This window comes from Thalassomonas sp. RHCl1, from assembly GCF_947387555.1.
In the GTDB taxonomy this organism is placed as follows: domain Bacteria; phylum Pseudomonadota; class Gammaproteobacteria; order Enterobacterales; family Alteromonadaceae; genus Thalassomonas.
This window is the reverse complement of record NZ_CANDNZ010000001.1, coordinates 1,074,082-1,095,727: the sequence shown is the minus strand read 5'-3', so window position 1 is coordinate 1,095,727 and position 21,646 is coordinate 1,074,082. Positions and strand designations below refer to the sequence as shown.

The 21,646-nt window shown below is 48.6% G+C and carries 18 protein-coding genes; 5 read left to right on the top strand and 13 right to left on the bottom strand.

Features of this window, described 5'->3' with window-relative positions; translation table 11 throughout:
* Positions 1-273: 273 nt before the first annotated feature.
* A complete protein-coding gene (locus QL234_RS04885; protein ID WP_281556712.1) occupies positions 274-627 on the top strand; it encodes a hypothetical protein in 354 nt (117 codons plus the stop codon).
* Between the two features lie 94 nt (positions 628-721).
* On the opposite strand, the gene QL234_RS04880 is transcribed toward QL234_RS04885, so the two are convergent.
* Together QL234_RS04880 and QL234_RS04875 are read right to left on the bottom strand one after the other, a co-directional pair.
* Positions 722-1,351, bottom strand: coding sequence for a pseudouridine synthase (locus tag QL234_RS04880; RefSeq protein ID WP_281556711.1), 630 nt, complete (start codon positions 1,349-1,351; stop codon positions 722-724).
* Positions 1,352-1,533: 182 nt separating this feature from the next.
* A complete protein-coding gene (locus QL234_RS04875; protein ID WP_281556710.1) occupies positions 1,534-2,613 on the bottom strand; it encodes an FAD-dependent oxidoreductase in 1,080 nt (359 codons plus the stop codon).
* A 127-nt stretch (positions 2,614-2,740) separates the two neighbouring features.
* On the opposite strand from QL234_RS04875, the gene QL234_RS04870 reads away from it, so the two are divergent.
* The 4 genes from QL234_RS04870 to QL234_RS04855 all read left to right on the top strand — a co-directional run bounded on the left by QL234_RS04870 (position 2,741) and on the right by QL234_RS04855 (position 6,991).
* Positions 2,741-3,628, top strand: a complete 888-nt coding sequence (locus QL234_RS04870; RefSeq protein ID WP_281556709.1) for a LysR family transcriptional regulator — start codon at positions 2,741-2,743, stop codon at positions 3,626-3,628.
* Positions 3,629-3,828: 200 nt separating this feature from the next.
* On the top strand, positions 3,829-3,996 hold the full coding sequence (locus QL234_RS04865; protein WP_281556708.1) for a DUF2897 family protein: 168 nt from the start codon (positions 3,829-3,831) through the stop codon (positions 3,994-3,996).
* A gap of 87 nt (positions 3,997-4,083) precedes the next feature.
* A complete protein-coding gene (can, locus tag QL234_RS04860) occupies positions 4,084-4,674 on the top strand; it encodes a carbonate dehydratase (protein ID WP_044830787.1) in 591 nt (196 codons plus the stop codon).
* 220 nt (positions 4,675-4,894) lie between these two features.
* Positions 4,895-6,991, top strand: coding sequence for a TonB-dependent receptor (locus tag QL234_RS04855; protein ID WP_281556707.1), 2,097 nt, complete (start codon positions 4,895-4,897; stop codon positions 6,989-6,991).
* Positions 6,992-7,191: 200 nt separating this feature from the next.
* Here the strand turns inward: QL234_RS04855 and hppD are convergent, their stop codons facing one another.
* From hppD to nuoG, 11 genes are all read right to left on the bottom strand, one after another.
* Complete coding sequence (gene hppD / locus QL234_RS04850; protein WP_281556706.1) at positions 7,192-8,235, bottom strand: 4-hydroxyphenylpyruvate dioxygenase; 1,044 nt, start codon at positions 8,233-8,235, stop codon at positions 7,192-7,194.
* A gap of 526 nt (positions 8,236-8,761) precedes the next feature.
* Entirely contained in the window at positions 8,762-8,932 is a 171-nt protein-coding gene (locus QL234_RS04845) for a hypothetical protein (RefSeq protein WP_281556705.1), read from the bottom strand.
* 188 nt (positions 8,933-9,120) lie between these two features.
* Positions 9,121-10,908, bottom strand: coding sequence for a DEAD/DEAH box helicase (locus QL234_RS04840; RefSeq protein ID WP_281556704.1), 1,788 nt, complete (start codon positions 10,906-10,908; stop codon positions 9,121-9,123).
* Positions 10,909-11,211: 303 nt separating this feature from the next.
* The gene (locus QL234_RS04835; protein ID WP_281556703.1) at positions 11,212-12,828 is read right to left on the bottom strand and encodes an NADH-quinone oxidoreductase subunit N; all 1,617 of its coding nucleotides are present in this window, start codon (positions 12,826-12,828) and stop codon (positions 11,212-11,214) included.
* Positions 12,818-14,311: an NADH-quinone oxidoreductase subunit M gene (locus tag QL234_RS04830; RefSeq protein WP_281556702.1), complete on the bottom strand. Its 1,494-nt coding sequence runs from the start codon at positions 14,309-14,311 to the stop codon at positions 12,818-12,820. The genes QL234_RS04835 and QL234_RS04830 overlap by 11 nt, the downstream gene beginning before the upstream one ends.
* Positions 14,308-16,161 carry an NADH-quinone oxidoreductase subunit L gene (gene nuoL / locus QL234_RS04825; RefSeq protein ID WP_281556701.1) on the bottom strand — a complete coding sequence of 618 codons (1,854 nt, stop codon included), beginning with the start codon at positions 16,159-16,161 and terminating at the stop codon, positions 14,308-14,310. The genes QL234_RS04830 and nuoL overlap by 4 nt, the downstream gene beginning before the upstream one ends.
* A gap of 2 nt (positions 16,162-16,163) precedes the next feature.
* The gene (gene nuoK, locus QL234_RS04820) at positions 16,164-16,472 is read right to left on the bottom strand and encodes an NADH-quinone oxidoreductase subunit NuoK (protein WP_281556700.1); all 309 of its coding nucleotides are present in this window, start codon (positions 16,470-16,472) and stop codon (positions 16,164-16,166) included.
* Positions 16,469-16,987 (bottom strand): NADH-quinone oxidoreductase subunit J, encoded by a 519-nt coding sequence (gene nuoJ, locus QL234_RS04815; RefSeq protein WP_348650702.1) that lies wholly within the window; start codon positions 16,985-16,987, stop codon positions 16,469-16,471. The genes nuoK and nuoJ overlap by 4 nt, the downstream gene beginning before the upstream one ends.
* A 40-nt stretch (positions 16,988-17,027) precedes the next feature.
* The gene (nuoI, locus tag QL234_RS04810; RefSeq protein WP_281556698.1) at positions 17,028-17,543 is read right to left on the bottom strand and encodes an NADH-quinone oxidoreductase subunit NuoI; all 516 of its coding nucleotides are present in this window, start codon (positions 17,541-17,543) and stop codon (positions 17,028-17,030) included.
* 63 nt (positions 17,544-17,606) lie between these two features.
* A complete protein-coding gene (gene nuoH, locus QL234_RS04805) occupies positions 17,607-18,578 on the bottom strand; it encodes an NADH-quinone oxidoreductase subunit NuoH (protein WP_281556697.1) in 972 nt (323 codons plus the stop codon).
* Between the two features lie 35 nt (positions 18,579-18,613).
* Positions 18,614-21,646: an NADH-quinone oxidoreductase subunit NuoG gene (gene nuoG, locus QL234_RS04800; RefSeq protein ID WP_281556696.1), complete on the bottom strand. Its 3,033-nt coding sequence runs from the start codon at positions 21,644-21,646 to the stop codon at positions 18,614-18,616.

Below are 21,646 nucleotides of genomic sequence, written 5' to 3'. Positions count from 1 at the left end.
ATCTCCTTTTTGAAAGAAATATATCCGCTCATAGAATAAATGAAATTCCCTTGTTACCTTTGCTGATATTCATAATATTGTCATCGGTATAGTTCAGTTTTTGGCTGTCCAGCTTTGTCGCTTTGTCCTTTGTCGGTAGTCCAGCTTTGTCGATTCCTGCCTCAGATCAACTGGGAAGAAGATTTCACCCCTTGTGATGAACGCCGGGTTTCAGAGCAAATTATAACAACTATCACTTCAACACTGACGCCCCTACCCCAAGGAGCTTCTCGCTTGTTCTTTTTTATCCCCACCCCGGCCCCTTATTCCGCAGCGGAGAACAAACTACTGCTTGCCCTGGAAGCCGGGGGAGTCACGGAAAAAAAACGCCGGATACTATCCTTACCCCACAGTGGAAAATGTTATGTGTTCTCCAGTGAAAGTGGTTTCCTCACCTTATTAGCCCATGCTTTTCACCTTGGACCTCCCGAGCTCACTTTTATCGGCGCAAATTGTCATTTTAACATAGGTGATGATGGAGAAAGTATGGTGAACTTCGTACTTGCCGCACTAAAACAGGCATCACAGTCAAGGCAAGACATTGTGGGTTTGCACTTTGACTCTGGCACTCTTGTAGAACTGTTTTAAACCATAAAGTATTTGCTTTATCTGCTCAGCTGATGCAAATAAAGATTAACAGCCGGATCCTAGGGCAAGCCTATCAATTTTGCTCATTGAGGCATTAGCGATTAAGTGCAGCGTCAAAATCAGGCAACGTAACAACATCACCGGCATTCAAGCTCTCAATATGAATATCGCCAATCCGAACCCTTACCAGTCTTAATGTGGCAAAGCCCACAGCAGCCGTCATTTTTCTTATCTGACGGTTTTTCCCTTCACAGAGGGTAATAGAAATCCAGCTGGTAGGGCCGTGTCTGGGATCGCGAATTTTACGGCCACGATCGGGAAGTTGAGGCTCACCGTCCAGCTTTACAACTTTACAAGGCAGGGTTAGATATTTAGTGCCGTTGATACCAATCTCAACTCCCTTTTGCAGCTGTAATATGGCCTCTTCAGTGATCGCTCCATCAACTTGCACATAGTACTCTTTTTCTATGCCTTTGCTTCTGACTTCGTAGCTCATCATACCGTCGGTAGTCAGTAGCAATAACCCTTCAGAGTCGTGATCTAATCGCCCTATCGCCATCGTTTTATCGGGAAAGTTAAACAGCTCGCCTAACAGGCGTTTCTTCTTTCGTGATTCAGGTACAAACTGACTTAGAAAACCATATGGCTTAAATACTTTGAAGTGCTGGTGATTTTGGTTTGGCTCGGCAGATTCGGTTAAACGGGTCTGGTTAGTGGTTGGCATTAACTATGGTCTTGCTCGTAAAGTCTCAGTAGTATCGCATTATACGATTAGTCTGAGCTGGATGCACTGCATCAGCTAAGTGTTATGGACAAGTGAGACCGAGCACTGTTTTATATAACTAATAAAACTTAAGGATGACCTGCTTTAGCAACGAAATCAGCAAGCCATCCCTTAAAAAGCGCTTAACTATCTGGTATAGTCCCACACATTTTGTACATATTACTGATCCCCATATCTTTTTGTTTCAGATTCACAAAGAAATTCATGGTAGTAACCGCAAACGGAAGCTGCGCCACGCCTGAGTCGGTACCTGTAGGGGTTACCACCACAACCGGAGGGGTTTTATAAGGTTTAACCTTTTTTCCTTTCATCGCTTTTAACAACATATCCGCTAAACGAGCGCCTTGCACACTGGCAAGATAGCCATGTTTATGACTGTCGAGGGTAGCGCAATCTCCCAATGAGTACAGATTTTCATAACCCTTAACTCTCATATATTCGTCAACGGTGATAAAACCTCTACTATCAAGCACCTTGGACAATTCTGCTCGAAGGAAATCGGTATTCGGGACCATACCAACACATTCATAAGCAATGTCTGCCTTAATCGTCTCACCCGTGTTAGCGCAGCGGTAAATATCTTCATGCTTTGAGAATCTTCGGTTAAGTTTTACCTTAACCCCTTTAGCGGTTAACTGTTCCAATACCTTACGTTGTGCCTTAGGCTCTGCATTATCTAACAGGCTATTCTTGCTATGAACAAGCGTTATATCTTTACCGGGAAAAGCACTGGCAATTTCACCGGCAAATTCAACACCTACCACACCACCACCAATTACCAGCACTGACTCTGCTGATGAAAGAGACGCGTGGGCATCCAGCATCTCCTGGTTGCGCTCTGCATAATCAAATTTTGAATTTGACTTGGCCTCCGGCAACGTAGGATAACGGCTTCCTGTTGCGATAATGGCTTGTTTAAAGTGGATAGTCTCACCAGATTCAAGCATCGCCCGCCTACCATTCATAGCAGTTACGCCAGCCTGAATAAAAGTGCCGTTAATAAAATCATCATAAAGTTTACGCGGTGTGTTGCCGTGTTTCTGGGGCGCGGTAACATTGCGCAGGGTCGCGAACGTTACTTCAAAATAATTTTTCCGGTCGACCAAAGTAACATCAACTCCCTCTTTTGATAACTTCTGGGCGACACCTACACCGGCAAAACCTCCGCCAATAATCAGTACATCTGTGTGTTTGTTCATCATGGTCACTTTCCATCCAATAGCCATTCAATAACTGGCTTCACTTAATCATGCGAAAAGCATATCATTAGATATATTCAAAGAATATTTCGAAATAACTACATAGATATTAGCTTTTACCTAAGGAGATATGATGACTTTGGATCAACTGAAATCGCTGCAAGCAATTGTTGAGGGCGGCTCTCTGCGGGTGGCGGCTGAAAATCTACATAGAACACAACCTACTATCAGCGTAGCGATAAAAAATCTGGAAAAGGAACTCGGCCTTGAACTCTTTGACCGGGCACAATACAGAAACAAACTAACACCACAGGGAGAAGCGCTTTATAAAAAGGCAAAGTTAGTCTTGGGACAGGTACAGTCATTTGAAAATCTTGCGAAACAACTAACAACGGGGGAAGAATTAGAAGTGGGCATTGCCTTTACCTCCGCTATTCCCGTTGCCCCGATACTGAATACCATCAGGCAGTGTAAGATTGAATTTCCCCGAACCCGGCTCGAAATATATTCAGAAAATGGTACGGGGCCACTCGATTTACTTGAGAATGGCCAAGCTTCGCTGCTCATTATTCCGTGGATAAAGAATTTCGAAACATTGGAGTCGCTGCCTTTCATGAATTTGCGGTTTGTTTCTGTTATTTCAGCGCAATCACCGCTGTTAAAAGAATATCAGGTAGTACCTAAAACTGTTATGAAAACTCATCCGCAGGTGGTCATTAGCGGTCGAAAATCTTCAAAGAAAACCTATGGTGTCCTGGAAGGTGGCGATCAATGGAGAGTGAATGATTTTCAAACCAAAAAAGAGCTTATTGTTCAGGGGATGGGCTGGGGAAGTTTGCCGGAACATCTCATCAAAGAAGAGCTTGAACAGGGGATACTCGCTCCTCTTCAAGTAGAGGGTGGCCTTACATGGACTGAGGCTGAGTTTCGCATTGCAAGATTAGAGTCTGAACCTGTCGGTCCGGTTGCACAAAGGCTGTGGCAACTGTTTCAAGAAAGAGCCAACACGACAGGCTAATGATGAAGGTTGAACTATGTTAAAATACACAAATTCGGATGGCTAAACTTCTGAGTATTAACACAACAAGCTCTTTAAGTGCTCCCCTCCCCTAAAGCCAGCTCGAAATAATAACTTAACCTCTGCCTTATAAGAGTATTGATAAAAGCGTCAACATTTGCTCATATAATGGCAGACACTAAAGAGAATGCGGAGTAACTATGTCCATCACAGGTGTGATCATTCTGCTGCTATGCCTTGGCATGATTATCGGCGGCATTTTACTGCTAAAAAAATCAGCGAAAAAATTCAACCTCACCGAGCAGCAATTAAAAGATATCAAAGCCCGTAACCAAGAGCTGGAAAAAGAAGAGCAGCAGGAAAAATAACAGGTTTGACCATGTTTTACTTTACTTCATCAAGCCATGACATAAAATGTCATGGATTTTTTTAATTAAAGTAAAGGGCTTTATAATATGTCGTCCATAGACCACTTGTTTGATAACAATAAAAAATGGGCCCAGGAAATAACAGAGCAAGAGCCTGATTTTTTCCAGCAATTATCCCAGCAACAAACCCCGGAATATTTATGGATTGGCTGCTCCGACTCTCGGGTGCCGGCTAATGAACTTTTAGGCATGAAACCAGGCGAGGTGTTTGTTCACCGCAACATCGCCAACCAGGTGATCCATACCGATCTCAACTGCCTTTCGGTGATCCAGTACGCCGTTGAAGTACTGAAAGTGAAACATGTTATCGTATGCGGCCATTACGGTTGCGGCGGTGTTCATGCTTCTGCCGATGACAACAGTTACGGCCTGATCGACAACTGGCTCAGACATATCCAGGATGTTTACCGTTTCCACAAAGACAAGCTCGATGCCGAAACCGATCACGGCAAACGCATGAACTTATTATGCGAACTCAATGTCATCGAACAGGTCAACAATGTCTGCAATACCACTATCATACGTAATGCCCGCGAGGCAGGTCAGGACATCACGGTCCATGGTTTTGTTTATAACCTTGCCGACGGTATCTTAAAAGATCTCAAGGTATCGGTGTAACGACCCCTTAGCTGTCACCGACAGGCAAAAAACAATATTCAAACAGGATGAGGCAAGTCTCATCCTGTTATTGCAAACCTGATATCACCCTCTTTTTCAGTGCCCGATTCCGCTGCCTTCTCAGCCCGGCGAAAAATTAAAAGTACAAAATCAACTAAACTATAAAAACTACCGGCTTCATGGATTGAAGGTAAAACTTTAATCTTAACCGGATTTTATTATGTACTCTCCTCTTCGCTGTTTTCATCTCAATTGCCCGCTGATGCTTGTTATCAGCTTAAATGTCTTAACCCCTTTAACTTTTGCCGGCAATCATGCCGGTACTGAGCACCGTGAACAGCCAGAGCCGGAAAATGAACACCTGCATTCCATTTCACTGGAAAACTTACTGAAAATAACCGTCTCAATCGCTTCCCGCTTTAATGAAGATGAAATTAATCTGGGTTCCTCTGTCAGTAAAATCACCCGCCAGGAATGGATAAACCGGGGAGCAGACCGCCTCAGGGAAGCACTTGCCACTCAAGTTGCCACTGTAGTTTCCCCTTCATTATGGAATGGCAGTGCCATTGCAATCAGGGGCTTTTTCGGTAATACCTCATCTTCAGCCATCGCTGTACAACTCGATGATGTGCCCATGACCTTACTGCGCACCAACAGCGCCCTGTTTGATACCTTAAGCTACCAGTTAGGCGCCTTAGACAGCCTGGAGCTGATCCGGGGACCGGGTTCAGCCATACACGGGTCGGACGCTTTTCACGGCGTTATTGCCGCCAATACCTACAGCGCCGACGAAGATCAGCGCCGGGTATCAGTTAAACTGGGCAGCCTGGGATTTAGCCAGGCAGATATCAACATCAGCCAGGCATTAAACCAGTCGCATAGAGTCAACAGCGCCTTTGCCTATAGCCAGCAAAACAGTCAGGACCAAAACTATCAAAACATTAACTTAACCAATGACCAGCTGGTAACCGGCGAACGGGATTTAGATTATAATGCCTACACCGGGGTGCTAAAATTCAACTCAGACTTTTCCAATCAGTTGTCTACCTATCTCAACCTGTATGCCAAAGGGCGTCATTCTGATCAGGGACCGGGGTTAGGTCCCAACAGAGATACCCTGGATATCGACCACTCAGACTCGGACGAAGACTTTTACATGGTAAAAGCCGGCTTCAGCCAAACCTTTGCCAGGGAGCTCATTCTTGAAGGCAACGGTTATTTCTGGGACACAGATATCACCCGAACCTTTTCCCGCTACCGGGCAGGTCAGCCGACCCAGGACCAGATTTTCTTTGAAGAAAGCCACAAAGGGGTGCGTTTATATTTAAAACAGGCGGACAATCCCTGGAACACTCAATGGCTGCTGGGGTTGGAAGCCAGCAGAGCCCGGCTCGACGACAACCACAACCGGCGCATATCCCTGGTAGATAACAGCGTATTACGTGAAGGCATCAATGTCTCACAGGGTTATGAACGTAAGATCAACAGTCTTGTCTTTCAGGCCAAAAGCCACCTTTTTAACGATCGCCTGGATCTGCTCTACGGCCTCAGAATAGATAATTATATCGATGCTTTTGGCCACCAGGACTCCCCCCGTCTTGGGGTTATTTATTATCCGGACGAGGAACAGGCCATTAAATTACTTTACGGCCAGGCGTTCACCCCACCCTCTTCGTTAGACATTTTTGGCGGGGTCACCATCAAAGGAAACCGCGAGATAGGCCCGGAAATTATCGATACCTATGAACTGGTTTATATCAGGCACAGCGACCACTGGAAGTTAAATGTCACCTTCTTCAAAAGCGACTGGAGCGACGGCATCCTGGCGGTATCCACCACAGACCCCAATTTTAGCCTAGAATTCAGCAATATCGGCGAACAAACAGCTAAAGGCATCGAACTGAGTTACCAGTATGTGCAAGACAGCTGGTCTTTAAAGGCCAATGCGGCATATGTCGACAGTAAAAACGAGACCGAAAACTTCGATTACGACTCCTTCCCCGACTACATAATCAACCTGAAACTGGGTTATCAACTCAGCCACTATCCGGTTGAGTTTTTTATCCAAAACCAATGGCATATCAACCGGACCTCAGGTGCTGTGGTTTCCGGGGCGATAGCAGACCCCAATGAGTTGCCCGATTATTTCAAGCTGGATATCTCAGGCCACTGGCAAGTATCAAAAAACTGGCGACTTTCCGGCTATATTCACAATATATTCGACCGTGATAACGCCACCCCGAGTACCTTCAGCTTACCTGAAGGACACCCGGATGAAGAGCTTAACTTTTCCCTGAGCCTGAACTACAGATTCTAAGCAGACAGTCTGTTCGTTCATAAACCCGCAGGATACCGCTCGTCCTCGGCTCTGGTTTCCTGCTTCGCTCTACCTCCTAAATCCGTTTAGTCGTGAGCATACCCGGCTCCTGTTCATCCATGAACCCGCAGGATACCGCTCGTCCAGAGCATAAAAAAAGGGCGGCTATTACAGCCGCCCTTGTCTTGATTTAAAAAACGCTACAGTACGCCGCGTTCCATCTGGTTCAGCTCGATAGACTTGAACAAGGCGGTAAAGTTACCTTCACCAAAACCTCTGTCATCAACACGCTGGATCATTTCGATAAAGATAGGACCGAAAATGTTCTTGGTGAAAATCTGCAACAGATAGCTGTTTTCTTTCTGGCTATCTACCAGGATCTGGTGTTCCTGAATGCGTTTTTTATCTTCTTTCACCCAAGGTACACGGTCAAAAATATCATCGTAATATTCCGGTACGATATCCAAAGTATCGATAATAGATTTATCCAGTTTATCTAACGAACCTACCAGGTCATCGGTAATAAACGCCAGGTGCTGTACGCCCGGCCCGTTGTATTCATCCAGGTATTCATCAATCTGGTTGTTCTTATCGCCTTTACCTTCGTTGATTGGAATACAGAAAGTGCCACAAGGGGATTGTAAGGCATAAGAGATTAATGCAGTCTGAATCCCCTTGATGTCAAAATAGCGCACTTCGGTGAAACCAAAGACATCTTTATAGAAGTTTGCCCAGTGCTCCATGGTACCCTGGTAAACATTGTTGGTCAGGTGATCAACCGCTTTAAAACCTTTGTCTTCCACCAATACTGGCTTGTCCAAGGCTTCAAAATCATCTTCATAAATACTGCCTTTCGCGCCAAATTTATCAACGAAATAAATTAAGCTGTCGCCGATGCCGTAAATGGCCGGGTATGGCAGTTTATTTGGCGCTTCCTGTGCCGACTTGGCACCGCGCTTCACCGCTTCGGTAAAAGCAAATTCGGCATCATCTACACGCCAGCCCATAGAACAAATGGCCGGGCCATGGCTTTTGGCGAATTCACGGGAGAAACCCGACTGTTCATTGTTTAATAAGAAGTGAATATCATTTTGGTTGAAGTAGTCGATATCACGCCCTTTAAACTTTTTAGTTTTTGAAAAGCCAAAACCATAGAAAGCATTTTCCATGTAATCGCTGTCGGGTGTTGCGTATTCGGTAAATTCAATGCCGCGTAAATTTAGCGGGTTGTTTACTTCGGTCATATTGGTATCTCTCTTCAATAGTATGACTTCATTATTAAACTGATTTCGGGAAAGAAAAAGACCTGCGGGAAACAGAAAAAAAAGAGACCTGTAACAGAAATTGTACGCAAAAAGTGGCAAAAATATGATCTACATCAAGCCAGCGCAGATAAGCCCTGAAAGGCAGCTGTAAAGAATTTTTAACACCCAGAAAATAGCGCTATAAAATCCCCTTTGCAAAAATTTATTGCTAACAAAAATTACCGGCTCAAGCGCTAAAAACCGGACATTTTCCAAGCGCTAACCGCCGCTCTTTTTAAGGAGTTTGTTAAAAATAATGCTTAGCCGACATTTATCCTGCATGCTGGCTATAAAGAGATAACTTGTACAAGAAAGCAAAACCGGCGGAAAAAGCAGGGGGGAAGTGTTTAAGGGCTTGCTGCTAAAGGCATCACGGCAGCGTAAAAGCGCATGCTAACAATGAGCCCGGTTTAACGGGCCCGTATAACCGTTTTAAAGATCATTAAAGATCAGGCAGTTAAAGGCACTAGCACAGGTAATAATAGGTCGGACATGCCCAGGTAGGCACGGTTGTCTTCACCGGACCGCACACTGTGCCGGTGATACCGCCGCCAACCCGGGGCGTCATATCCACCGGCAAGTCCTTCTTGTCGCGAGAAAGGTTTTTTAATTTCTGTATATTTAAAGTCAATTTCATTGGTATATCCTTATTTTTTATTAGTTTATACCGGCGCCGCATCTACGACGACCTTAGTACACAAACCAAACTATCAAAGCCATTTGATGAAGTCAAACCAGGCCGCAACAACAGAAAACTATTTCACCGGCAATAAAAAAGGCGCTTAACAGCACCTTTTTTATCAAATAACTTATTAGGAATAAGTTTTAGTTAGCACGTCTTGAACGCTCAGGACGGTCATTGTAACGACGCGGACGCTCGTGTGCAGCAGGTGCATCAGATACAGAGATTTCTAAAGCCTGACGACGTACACGTACCGTTTTCAGCTGCTGGAAAGCACCGGTCGGGATACCTTTTGGCAACTGTACATAACTGTGACGGTCATGCAGGTTGATGGCGCCGATATAGCTGCTGTCCAATGAGATTTCGTTGGCAATAGCACCAACAATATCACCCGGCTTGGCACCATGCTCTTTACCGACTTCTAAACGGTAAGTCTGCCAATCGACATCGCTGCGTACTGCCTTAGGCTTACGCGGTGCTCTTTCACCACGGTTGTCGCGGTTACCACGATTATCACGTCCGTCGCGGCCGCCACGTGCGTCACGGCGACCATTGCGATCGTTACGGTCAAAACGGTCACGCGCTTCACGGCGAGGTTTAGGATCTTCTTTTGGCTGAAGCGGCTGCTTTAACTGCTTCTGATATAACAGCGCCGCGGCTAAATCTACCATGGAAAGCTCAGATTCATTGGCCATGCTTTCAATGATTTCACGCATGCTCGCCAATTCTTTATCGGCAACAACACTGGCCAGTTCTTCACGGGTACGCTCGATACGGGCTTTACCGATTTCCTGAATGGTCGGCAGTTCATACTGCTCGATAGTACCGGACGTTAAACGCTCGTAGTGACGCAAAGAATACATTTCACGAGGACGTACAAAAGAAATGGAAACACCGCTGCGACCGGCACGACCGGTACGGCCGATACGGTGAACATAAGCTTCGTTATCACCCGGCAGGTCGTAGTTAACCACCAAAGAGATACGCGGAATATCCAGACCACGGGCAACTACGTCGGTCGCAACCATGATAGAAGACTTACCGGATTTTAACTGATCTACGGTACGCTCACGTTGTGCCTGGTTCATATCACCGTTTAAGGCAACCGCAGGGTAACCCAGACGCTCTAATTTTTCGGCAACATCAACGGTATCGTTACGGGTGCGCACGAAAATAATCATGGCATCGTATTCTACCGTTTCAGCGATACGCTCCAATGCGGTCATTTTGTTGATGCCACTTACTTTCCAGGCGTATTGCTTGATATTGGCCTTGGCTTTTTTCACCGCGGCAATTTTAATGTGCTCCGGCTCTTTTAAGAAACGGTTCGCCACCTTACGGATTTGTGGCGGCATAGTGGCCGAGAACAAGGCCATTTGCGTTTGCTCTGGCAAGTGCTCAAGGATCCATTCGATGTCATCCAAAAAGCCCATGTTCAGCATTTCATCGGCTTCATCAAGCACACAGAAAGACAGGTTATCCAGTTTTAAACTCTTACGGCGTAAGTGGTCCATTAAACGGCCCGGAGTACCGACAACCACCTGGGCGCCACGCTCAAGCTGCTGAAATTGCGGACCATAAGACTGGCCGCCATATAAGGTAGCAACACGCAAACCTTTCATGTTTTTGGAAAATGACTCAATGGCTTCTGCTACCTGCATTGCCAGTTCACGGGTCGGTGCCAATACCATTAACTGCGGCTTTTTGATGGAAGTATCAATTTGGGCCAGCGCAGGTAAACCGAATGCCGCGGTTTTACCGGTACCGGTTTGCGCTTCACCTAAAACATCTTTACCTGCCAATAACGGGGGAATAGTTTGCGCCTGGATATCGGTCGCAGAGGAAAATCCTAAAGAATTTAAAGCAGTTAATAAAGTTTCAGGCAAGCCTAAAGATTCAAAGCCGACAGCGGCATTGTTAGTATCAGTCATAGATTTTGTCTTCTCAATAGCAGGTAAAGCCTGCGTACATTTACGAGGAAAACCACCAGGAAGACTTGAGGCACAGTCAATATGCTAATTAAGGAGAAATTAGCTTGGCAAGTCTATTGGGCGGAAATAACCCCACTCATTTTAAACGCTGGGAAAAGGGTGCTTCAAGGCACCCTATAAGCGAGGCGCGTATTATACAGATGTAAAACCCAGACACAAGTTATATTTATCCTGTCTCGGGCAAAAGTCTTAAATTCAGGCATGAAAAATGCTAATACCAGGTAAAGTTAGTGTAAAAACCCCTTAAGGCGTTTGATCCAATACCGCTAAAGGCTCGGTAAGTTCCCCCAGCCGACTAATCACCTGCATCAATACATCCGGATACAGGCCAAAGACAAGACCGGCAAAAACAAACCCCGTGACCAGTACCCCCTTCCAGGGCCAATTGCCGGACGCCTGTACCTGCCCGGTCCCGTCACTCGATACCGCTTGTTGCTGGACTTTTTGTTCAGCTTTTTGCTCAGAGAACGGCGCAGCAAACAAGCTAAAAATGATCCGCAAATAATAAAACAGCCCGATGCCGCTGCCGACTACCAGTGCGGCAATTAACCACCACAACCCCGCCTGGCTGGCAAAGGTCAACAGATAAAATTTGGCAATAAAGCCCATCGACAGTGGGATGCCCGCCAAACTTAATACTGCCAGGATCGCCAGAAAGGCCATCATAGGTTTGCGCCAGAAAAGCCCCTGCCAGCTGCCGATGGTGGTATCATCTTCTGCCTGCTGCTGACTTTGCCCGGGCAATAAAGCCTCTTGGGTGGTAAAGATGAGCACCATAAAAATCGACAAAGACGCCAACACATAAGCCGACAGATAAAAGAGCGCACTTTGCCAGGCAAAATTAATATCCTGCATCGAAGTGATCAACAAAACAATCAGCAGATAACCCATATGGGCAATAGAGGAGTAGCCCAATAAACGTTTCAGGTTTTCCTGCTTTAACGCCAGCACATTGCCAAACACCATAGACAAAATCGCCACCAGGGCCATCAACTGCATCATATGACTCTGAACAAAGACTCCCTGGCTGAACAGGCATTTCATCAACACGGTAAACATCGCCACTTTCGAGACCGTCGCCATCAACATAGTCACCGGGGTTGGCGCCCCCTGGTACACATCCGGGGTCCAGAAATGAAAAGGCACCAGGGATAGCTTAAACGCCATGCCGGCAAAAAACAGCAGCATGCCCAGGGCATGGAAGGTATTGGTCAGCTCCGCGCCGAGCTGATCTGCGCCATTTACCCCGGTATTAATTAAAGAAAAATGCAAACTTCCGGTCTGGCTATAAATAAAGGCGATGCCAAGCAACATAAAACTCGATGCGGTGGCGCTTAAAATCAAATATTTAAAAGCCGTTTCCACCGCATGTTTGCCCTCGCGGAAAAAACCCACCATACCCACCAAGGCCAGACTGAGTAATTCAAACCCCAGGAACAAGCTGGCAAAATGATCGCTGACAACCAATACGCCGCCCCCTAATATCACCAGCTGCAACAGCAAGTAGTATTCATCGTGGGCCTCGGTATTTCGCTGCAGCAATTGCCCGCTTAACAAGGTCACCATCAAACCGGAAAAACACACCAGCATAAAGGCAAACACCCCATAACCGTCCACCTTTAACAAGATAGTGACCGGGATCTCGTTGTTAAATAACAGCGGCACAGAGGCAATTAAGGCGACGATGAAAATTGCCGAGGTCAACCCCTGCAGCATACGCCGCGAACGTTTCCAGGCAATCAGCAATAACGAGAGCACTATGCCAAAAGCGACAATCAGCTGGGGTGATATCGCCAGCAACATGGCATTAGTAAACTGAACATTGCTAAGCAAAGGCGCTGCGGCCATCTCAGTGGGCATAAGTTACTCCTGTTAAATTCGAGACTCCCTGGGACAATAACGCCAGCTGTTCGCCGGCGGCGCTGCTGTATTCAAGTATCATGTTGGGGAAAAGGCCAAACAGCAGCAATAACCCCAGCAAAGAGCCGGAAATCACCAGTTCACGCCCGGATAAATCTTCTACCTTGTCCCCCGGCGGCCCGTGGAAAGTCGACTGGAATAAAACAATGCCATAAACCGCCGAGCCAATCAGTCCCAGGGCGGCAAAAACCGCAGCAACGGGGAATACCTGGTACGCCCCCACTAAACTCATAAACTCACCGATAAAGTTAGCCAGCCCCGGCAAACCAAAAGCCGCGGCGGCAAAAGCCAGGGTGAATCCCCCCATGCGCGGCGCGCTAGACCAGAAGCCGCCCATATCCGCCAGGTTACGGGAATGAATGCGGCTGTAGATAATGCCCGCCAGTGAAAACAAAGCGCCGCTGCTTAAGCCATGGGCCACCAGGGTCAATACCGCCCCCTGGTAGGCGGTGGTATTAAAGGAAAACAGCGCCAGCATCACAAAGCCCATATGACTGATACTGCTATAGGCCACCAGACGTTTAAAGTCCTGCTGGGCAAAGGCCATTTTCGCCCCGTATAAAATGCTCACTACACCAAGCAGTGCGGCCAAAGGGGCAAACCCCTGGCTTGCTTCGGGAAATAAAAAGATCACGAAACGGATCAGGCCATAAGCACCGGTTTTTAACAGCACGCCTGCCAGCAAGACACTGCCCGCGGTCGGCGCCTGGGTGTGGGCATCCGGCAGCCAGCTGTGTACCGGTACCGAAGGCAGCTTGACGGCAAAAGCGATAAAAAAGCCCAGCATCAGCCAACGGGCATATTCCAGCGGCAGATCCAGGGCCAGCCAGTCGGAGTAATAAAAACTCAATTGCCCGGTTTGCTGATAATGCGCCGCCGCCATCAGGATAATGGCCACCAGCATCAATAAGCTGCTTACCTGGGTGAAGATAAAAAACTTTATCGCGGCAAAATGACGGTTTTCATGGCCCCAAATGGCGATAATCGCCGTCATCGGCAATAACATCACTTCCCAGAAGAAAAAGAATAAAAACAGATCTACCGCGGTAAACACCCCGATAATGCCGGCAAAGGTCGCGAGCAGGTTAAAATAATAAAACCCGGCCTTTTCTTTGATTTCCTGCCAGGACACCAGCACACATATCAGCGCCAGCATAAAGGTCAGGGATAACAGGATAATGCTCAGGTGATCTATGGCTAAGGCATATTCAATATTAAAAAGCGGGATCCAGGGGACACGCACTAAAGGTTTAAGTTCGGCAAAGCTGGTCCCCGAGCCCAAGACAAAACTTGCAAATAAGCCGGCGGCAAATATCACCGCAAATAAGGCAATCCAGCGGGGGGCTCTACTGCTGATGCCTTCCATATACCAGGCAAAAGCGCCGAGTAGCAAAAAGCCCAACATCACAATTGTTAATATCATAAGGTGGTCACTCCCGCTAAACAGACAACAGCCAAACCAATACCGGCGGCGTACCAGCGCAGGCTGCCGTTCTGACTGGCGGACATGGCATCATGCCATAACCTGACATACCAGCCGTTGAACATGATCAGCTGGTCGATAATATCCCGGCGGTTGATGGCGGCAAGAAAACAATAAGGCCGCACCAGTAAAGAATGATAGAGCCAGTCAAACCCGAGACCATCGCCGCAAAAGCGGTTAAGCCCCCCGGGTTTCATCTCAAGCGCTTCCCCGTTATTGTCCCGGTAGCTTTTAAAGAAGAACCAGGCAAAGGCGATACCGATAAAAGGCGTGGCAATGGCAAGGGGATGCAGCCAGGCAGGTTCTTGGGCGGCATCAACTGAAGAGGCAACAGCGAACACCTCAGTAAAATCCAGGGAAATTAATCCGCCAAATAAGGACAATAAGGCCAGTAAAAATAACGGCCAGCGCAACAGCACCGTCGGATGGTCATGATGCAGGTCATGCACCTTGTCATGCTCACGGCTGGCCCCGAGAAAGGCGAGGAAAAATAACCGGCAGCTGTAGATACTGGTCAGTAAGGCGCCGAGTATTGCCCCCCACCACAAGACAGGCCCCGCGGTAGGCGAAGACCATAAGGTGGCAATAATCGCTTCTTTGGAGAAAAAGCCGGAAGTCCCGGGCAAGGCCATTAAACAGATCAAACCGACAATAAACAGGCCGCTTTCCACCGGTAATTTCTTCAGCAAGCCGCCCATTTTAAACAGATCCTGCTGGTGATGCAGCGCCAGTATCACAGAGCCTGCGGTTAAAAACAGCAGCGCCTTAAAAAAGGCATGGGTCATTAAATGAAAGACCCCAGCCGACCAGGCGCCCGCACCGAGTGCCAGCATCATATACCCTATCTGGCTCATGGTGGAGTAAGCCAGCACCCGCTTGATATCCTTTTGTGCCAGCGCAGCAACTCCCGCCAGCAGCAAGGTTAAAGCGCCAACCCAGGCAACATAGGACATCACCTCAGGTGAAAGCAGAAACACTCCCTGCATACGGGCAATCAAATACACCCCGGCGGTCACCATAGTGGCGGCATGGATCAGGGCACTGACCGGCGTCGGCCCCGCCATGGCATCCGGCAGCCAGGTTTGCAGCGGCAATTGTGCCGACTTGCCCACCGCGCCGCCCAGTAATAACAGCGCAATCCAGTAAGGCAGCTCATCGCCGATTTGCCATAAAGAACTGGCCGATACATTGACGGCGGCAATATTAAGCTCACCCAGGGATTTAAATAATAAAAACAAGCCGATGGCCATGGCGGTATCCCCGACCCGGGTGACGATAAAGGCCTTACGCGCCGCCAGAACATTTTCCTTTTCCTGGTACCAGAATCCTATCAGCAAAAAGCTGCACAAGCCGACCCCTTCCCAGCCCAGGTACAAGAGCACCAGGTTATCCGCCAGCACTAAAATCAACATGGCAACGATAAATAAATTCATATAAGCCATAAAACGGCTGAAATTCTCATCGTTTTTCATATAAGCGGCGGCATAGGCATGGATAAGCAAACCGACGCCGCTGACCACAGATATCATCACCGCCGAAAGGCTGTCGAGATAAAAGCTGAAATTGACCTCAGCACTGCCCAGGCTGAACCAGCTCCATAATTTCACGCTGATAATACCGCTATCGGCACTTGCCAGCTGGCTGATCACCAGGCCACTGGAAATAGCGCTTAAGGCAATCGCGCCGATACTGAGTGTTGAGGCCAGCCCCCAGGATAAACGTCTGCCTAAGGCGATCAAAAGCAGGAAACTAATCAGGGGATAAAAAGGTATCCAGGCTAAAAGTGACATCTTTACCCCCGCATTTCACTGAGTTTATCGATATCGAGCGACTGATACCTGCGCTGCATCCTGATCAGCAGCGCCAGCCCAATGGCGACCTCAGCCGCCGCCAGCGATAAGATCAAAATAAACATGATCTGCCCGTCCGCCTGCTGCCAGACACTGCCGGCACCGATAAAGGCTACCCCAACGGCATTAAGCATGATCTCAAGGCTCATCAGGATAAACAGGGTATTTTTGCGGATAATGACGCCGATAAAACCTATGGAAAATAAAATACAGGCCAGTATCAGCACATGATTTAACGGAATAGCTGTCATGAGCGACCTCCATGGCTACCCGGCCCTTCAGGTCTTGCATAATGGTACCCGGCAATCAAACCGGCCAGTAACAGAAAAGAAGCAATCTCTACCGCCAACAGATAGGGGCCATAAAGCAATATGCCCACCTGTTTGGCATCCACCAGATTAACGGTGAGCTTATCCTGGATCTCTGCGCTTTGAATGATGTTAACCAGCAAGGCCAACAGGCACATGGCCAACACCACAGGTCCGGCCCAGAAACCTAACCCCTGGCTTTGCCGGGCAAACAAGACTTCATCGTGATTTAAGTTAAACAGCATCACGGAAAAGACAAACAAGACCAGGATAGCACCGGCATAAACGATAACCTCAAGTCCGGCGGCAAACGGCGCCCCCATCAGATAAAAACACACCGCCACCGCCAGCAAAGACACCACCAGGTAGAGAAGGGCGTGTATGGTATTTTTCCCGGTCACTACCTTTAAGCTGGCCAAAACCGCCACGGCTCCCGCCAAATAAAACATCAGCTCTATCGTCATAACAGGCCTCCCTTTAAATATTTCCTGGCACTTCTCATGGCATTAGCCCCCTGATATCCACCGGCGGCGCTTCCTGCACCCCCTGCCCTTTACCCTTATCGGCAATGGCGATGCCCGATTGCTGATAGAAATTGTAATCCGGGTATTTGCCCGGCCCCTCAATCAATAAATGCTCTTTTTCATATACCAGGTTGTGCCGCTCGTATTCACACAGCTCAACATCCGGCGTGAGCTGTATCGCATAGGTAGGACAGGCTTCTTCACAGAAACCGCATAAAATACAACGGGAGAAATTGATGCGAAAAAATTCCGGTCGTTTGCGGCCGTCTTCATCTATGGTTTGCTGCAGGGCGATACAATCCACCGGGCAGGCTACCGCACATAAATTACAGGCCACGCAGCGCTCTTCCCCGGAAGGATCCCGGGTCAAGACAATACGGCCGCGATAACGGGGCGCCAGATACGGCTTTTGCTCCGGATACTCAACGGTGTCGGCTTTGGTAAAGGTATGTTTAAGCACCTGCCATATGGTGCGAACTTGACTAAACATGGTAACCCTCCCGGCTTATTATTTTTTTCAGGTGCTTATCCATACTTTTCTTCAGACTCCTGGTTAGAGAACGCCTCCCAGCTTTAATGCCCCGGTGATCAACAAGTTCCCTAACGCCAATGGCAGCATCACCAGCCAGCCAAAGGCCAGCAACTGATCAAATCTCGGCCTGGGCAATGAGGTACGCAATAAAATAAAGAACATGACAAAAAATAAAATTTTCAGAATGAACCACACCAGGGGCGGCAACCAGGATGCCAAAGGCTCGGGCATCAGCCAACCGCCAAAAAACAGCACCACAGACATGGCGGAAATCAGGGTGACCCCCAAATATTCGCCAAGGAAAAACAAAGCAAACTTCAACCCGGAATACTCGGTATGAAAACCCGCGGTAAGTTCGGTTTCCGCTTCCGGTAAGTCAAAAGGCAGCCGATGGCTTTCGGCGATACCGGCAATTAAAAAAATTGAAAAGCCGACAAACTGACTTTGGATCAGCCAGGTATCCGACTGGGCCAAAACTATTTCCCTTAAGTTAAAAGTGCCGGTGAGCAAAACCACTCCCATGACCGACAGCCCCATAAACACTTCATAACTGACGGTTTGCGCGGCGGCGCGCATGCCCCCTAAACGGGCATATTTTGACTTGGACGCCCAGCCCGCCAGCACCACGCTGTAAACGGCAAGGGAAGCCATCGCCAGGAAAAACAGCAAACCGATATTTAAATTGGATACGCCGATATCCGGGGAAAAGGGGATCACGGCAAAACTCATCAGCACACAAACCGCACCTATCACAGGAGCGATAATAAAAACGCTGCGATCGCTAAACTGGGGTACCCAATCTTCCTTACCAAGAATTTTTAACAAGTCCGCCAGCGACTGCAATACCCCGCCGGGACCGACCCGGTTTGGCCCCAACCTGTCCTGCCAGATGCCGATCATGCGCCGCTCTACCCATACCAGCATGGCGGCGATAGGAATAAGCAGGGCGATGATGATAAAAATTTCCAACAGCTTAAATGCAGATTCAAGCATTAGCGTTCCCTCCGCTTACAAATAGCAACAGGCCATCAAACATCTTCCAGTCCTCCGGCAACCATGCGGATAGGAATCGTTTGATCCGCCCTTTTCAAACGTTCCAGCAGGGCTGTTTTATCGGCTTTGGCCTGTGCCAACCGCTCTTGCTCTGCCTGCTGATATAAGGTGATATCACTTGCTTGTGCCGGTGAAAGCCTGATGACCCCCTCCCCACTGCTACGTCCCGGTGCCAGGAGATTACCGGCCACCAAATGTGCTGGCAGCTCATCATGGCATAACAGCCGGGCTATCCCCTGCCGGGCATGCTCTTCACCGGGCAAGCTAAAACTAAAAGCAACATAATCCCCAGGTTGCCAGCTTTGCTCCCGGGCATAATCACTTGCCACAATTAGCTGGTTGCCGGGACAGAGCATGCGAAATTCAGGGTTAACACTTGATTGCCATTCGTTTTGAAACCATTGCCGATGATCGATAAAGGTCAAACTGTGCTTGTCTTGCGAGCTCAAGGCTGTTTCATCCTCAACCTCTGTCACAAGCGGCCAGCTTTCAAGCAAGACGTTCGGGTTTGCAAAATCAAGCTTGGGCGAAGTATCAGCCCCCTGTCCTGGCAGCATATTCACCGACTGATTTGAATTCCAGCCAGGGGCCCAACTAAAAGGCCTATCCGGTGCAGCATCCGCTGCCAGACCTTCCATGGAAAAACCAAATTCACTTGATGGGCTTTGGGTAGTTTTAGTTTCATGCACGCTGATATTAGCCATCTGCGCGGTTCTGCCGCTGGCCCTGTGGCTTTGCCGGGCAATTTGCTTTTCCCGGTGCAATTCTTTGCTATCAAACGGCCATTCAATGCCTTGTTCGCTCAGATATAAATCAAGCTCGGTTAGCGAGTGCACCTCTTTAAATTGCTGCGGTTTCTGCCCGCCATAAGCGCCAGCGTTAAAGATGCTGCTTTCAATCAGGTTAAGCCAGCGCCAACTGTCCAGCACAGGTAATACCGAGGCATGCACCTGGTAATAACGTTGGCAAAGCCCCTGGTAGTTGACAAAATGCCCGTCCCCTTCACTGACCGGTGCAGCCGGCATCAGGATATCGGCCATTTCAGTGAAAGGCGTTTGGCTGTGGTCGACAACTATCAGGGTTTCTGCCTGCTCCCTAAGCAAGGCCGCCTGCTGCTCGGACAAAGCAGGCAATTCGTTTTCTAAAATAATCACCCCGTCAACTATATCGCCGGTTTGTTGCTCCTTGGTAAGCCGGGATAATACCTGTTCAAGGGACAGGGTCTGTGCATCGCTTAAATGCAATAAACCGGTAGTGTTGCTCTGGGGTGGCAGCAGGACCAGTTTTGCCCTCGGCTGCTTATCGGCTGTTGCTTCATCCTGCTTTTCTTCCTGCCCTACGCCCGCTTGATGTCCCATGCAGGCATCGCTGTGCAAAATCTCCATCAGCTCATTAATGGCAGCAAAGACCGCAGCGGATTCATGACTCCAGCCGGAAATGATTAAAGGATTTTTAGCCCTCAATAGCATCGGGATCAGCTCGCTGATAAAGGCTTTTCGGTCAGCGGAGATATCGCCTTTCGCGGAGGCTTTACCCTGCTCACTGGTAATACCCAATAACAGGCGCAGCTGCTGATTAAGCACCTCCAGGGTGTGCTCTGTTTCCCGGGGGGAGAGTAAAAGTTTTTGCTGGCAGACATCATCAAGCTTAGTCGGCATCCCCTGCAGTGAGAATAACGGCGAAAACAGCTTGCCCCCCACAGTGCGTACTGCACTGTCGTGCCAGGAAGCTATGCCTATGGTCGCCGCTTTTGCCAGGCCGGCATTTCTCAATGCCTGGCGCACCGCCAACGCGATACGCGGCGAGGTCTGGGTGATGTCTTCACCGATAACCAGCACCAGATCGCTTTGTTCGATTTCCGGGATCCCCGGTGCCGGGTAGCGGTGTAGCGCTAACTTATGCTGCGCCGCCAGCGCCATTTGCCTGCCGGTCAGTCCGGCGCAGAAACCATCGCTTCCCACCAGTTTTTTCAAATAGGCATTTGCTTCAAGCGAAGCCCTGCCCGAGCCGATGCCGATAAACTTCTGCCCTTTAAAATGCACCAGCGCCTTGGCGACATCGAGCTTGGTCAGTTTTTCCGCCGACTGCTGCCTGATGCCCGAGACCTTCCTGATGCGCTGCTCGCCGTTAACAAAACCGATGCCGAAACGGCCGCGGTCACATAAGAAGTAACCGTTAAGCTGCTCGTTATAACGGTTCACCACCCGGCGCACAGCACCGTAACGCTCGCCAATGCTGGTATTGCAACCAACAGCGCAGTGGCTGCACACGGAAGGGGCACTTTGCAGATCCCACTTGCGGGTAAAGTGGGCGGAGAATAACTTATTGGTGAACACCCCGGTGGGGCAGACTTCCACCAGGTTGCCGCTAAATTCACTTTCCAAGACCCCGTCCGTCTGGCGGCCAAAGTACACCTGGTTCTTCGAGCCATAGACGTCAAAGTCTTTACCGCCGGCATAATCTTTATAAAAGCGGACACAGCGGTAGCAAGTGATGCAACGGTTCATTTCGTGCCCCACCAGTTCGCCGAGATACTGGTTGGTGAAAGTGCGTTTTTTGCCGCTGTAGTGGCGGGCGCTGTGGCCTGTCATCACCGTCATATCCTGCAAGTGACATTCGCCCCCTTCGGCACACACCGGGCAGTCATGGGGATGGTTGGTCATCATGGCGGCGATCACCTGTTCGCGAAACTCGCTGGCATGTTGCTCCTGAAGGCCGATACGCATGCCGTCGCTCACCGGGGTCATACAGGCCATCACTATCCGGCCACGACTGTCGTTTTCATCCTGGTATTGGGTTACGGCGCACTGACGGCAGGCCCCCACCGAGCCCATAGACGGGTGCCAGCAAAAATAAGGTAAATTCAGCTGATTGGCCAGGACGCCGGCGAGCAGGTTATCGTTTTTATCTACCTGGTAAGGCTGATCGTCAATATAAACCGTCAACTGGTTTTCGCTTACTTGCCGGCCATTTTTTTCAGCAGATTTTTTTGGATCTATGTCTGCCAT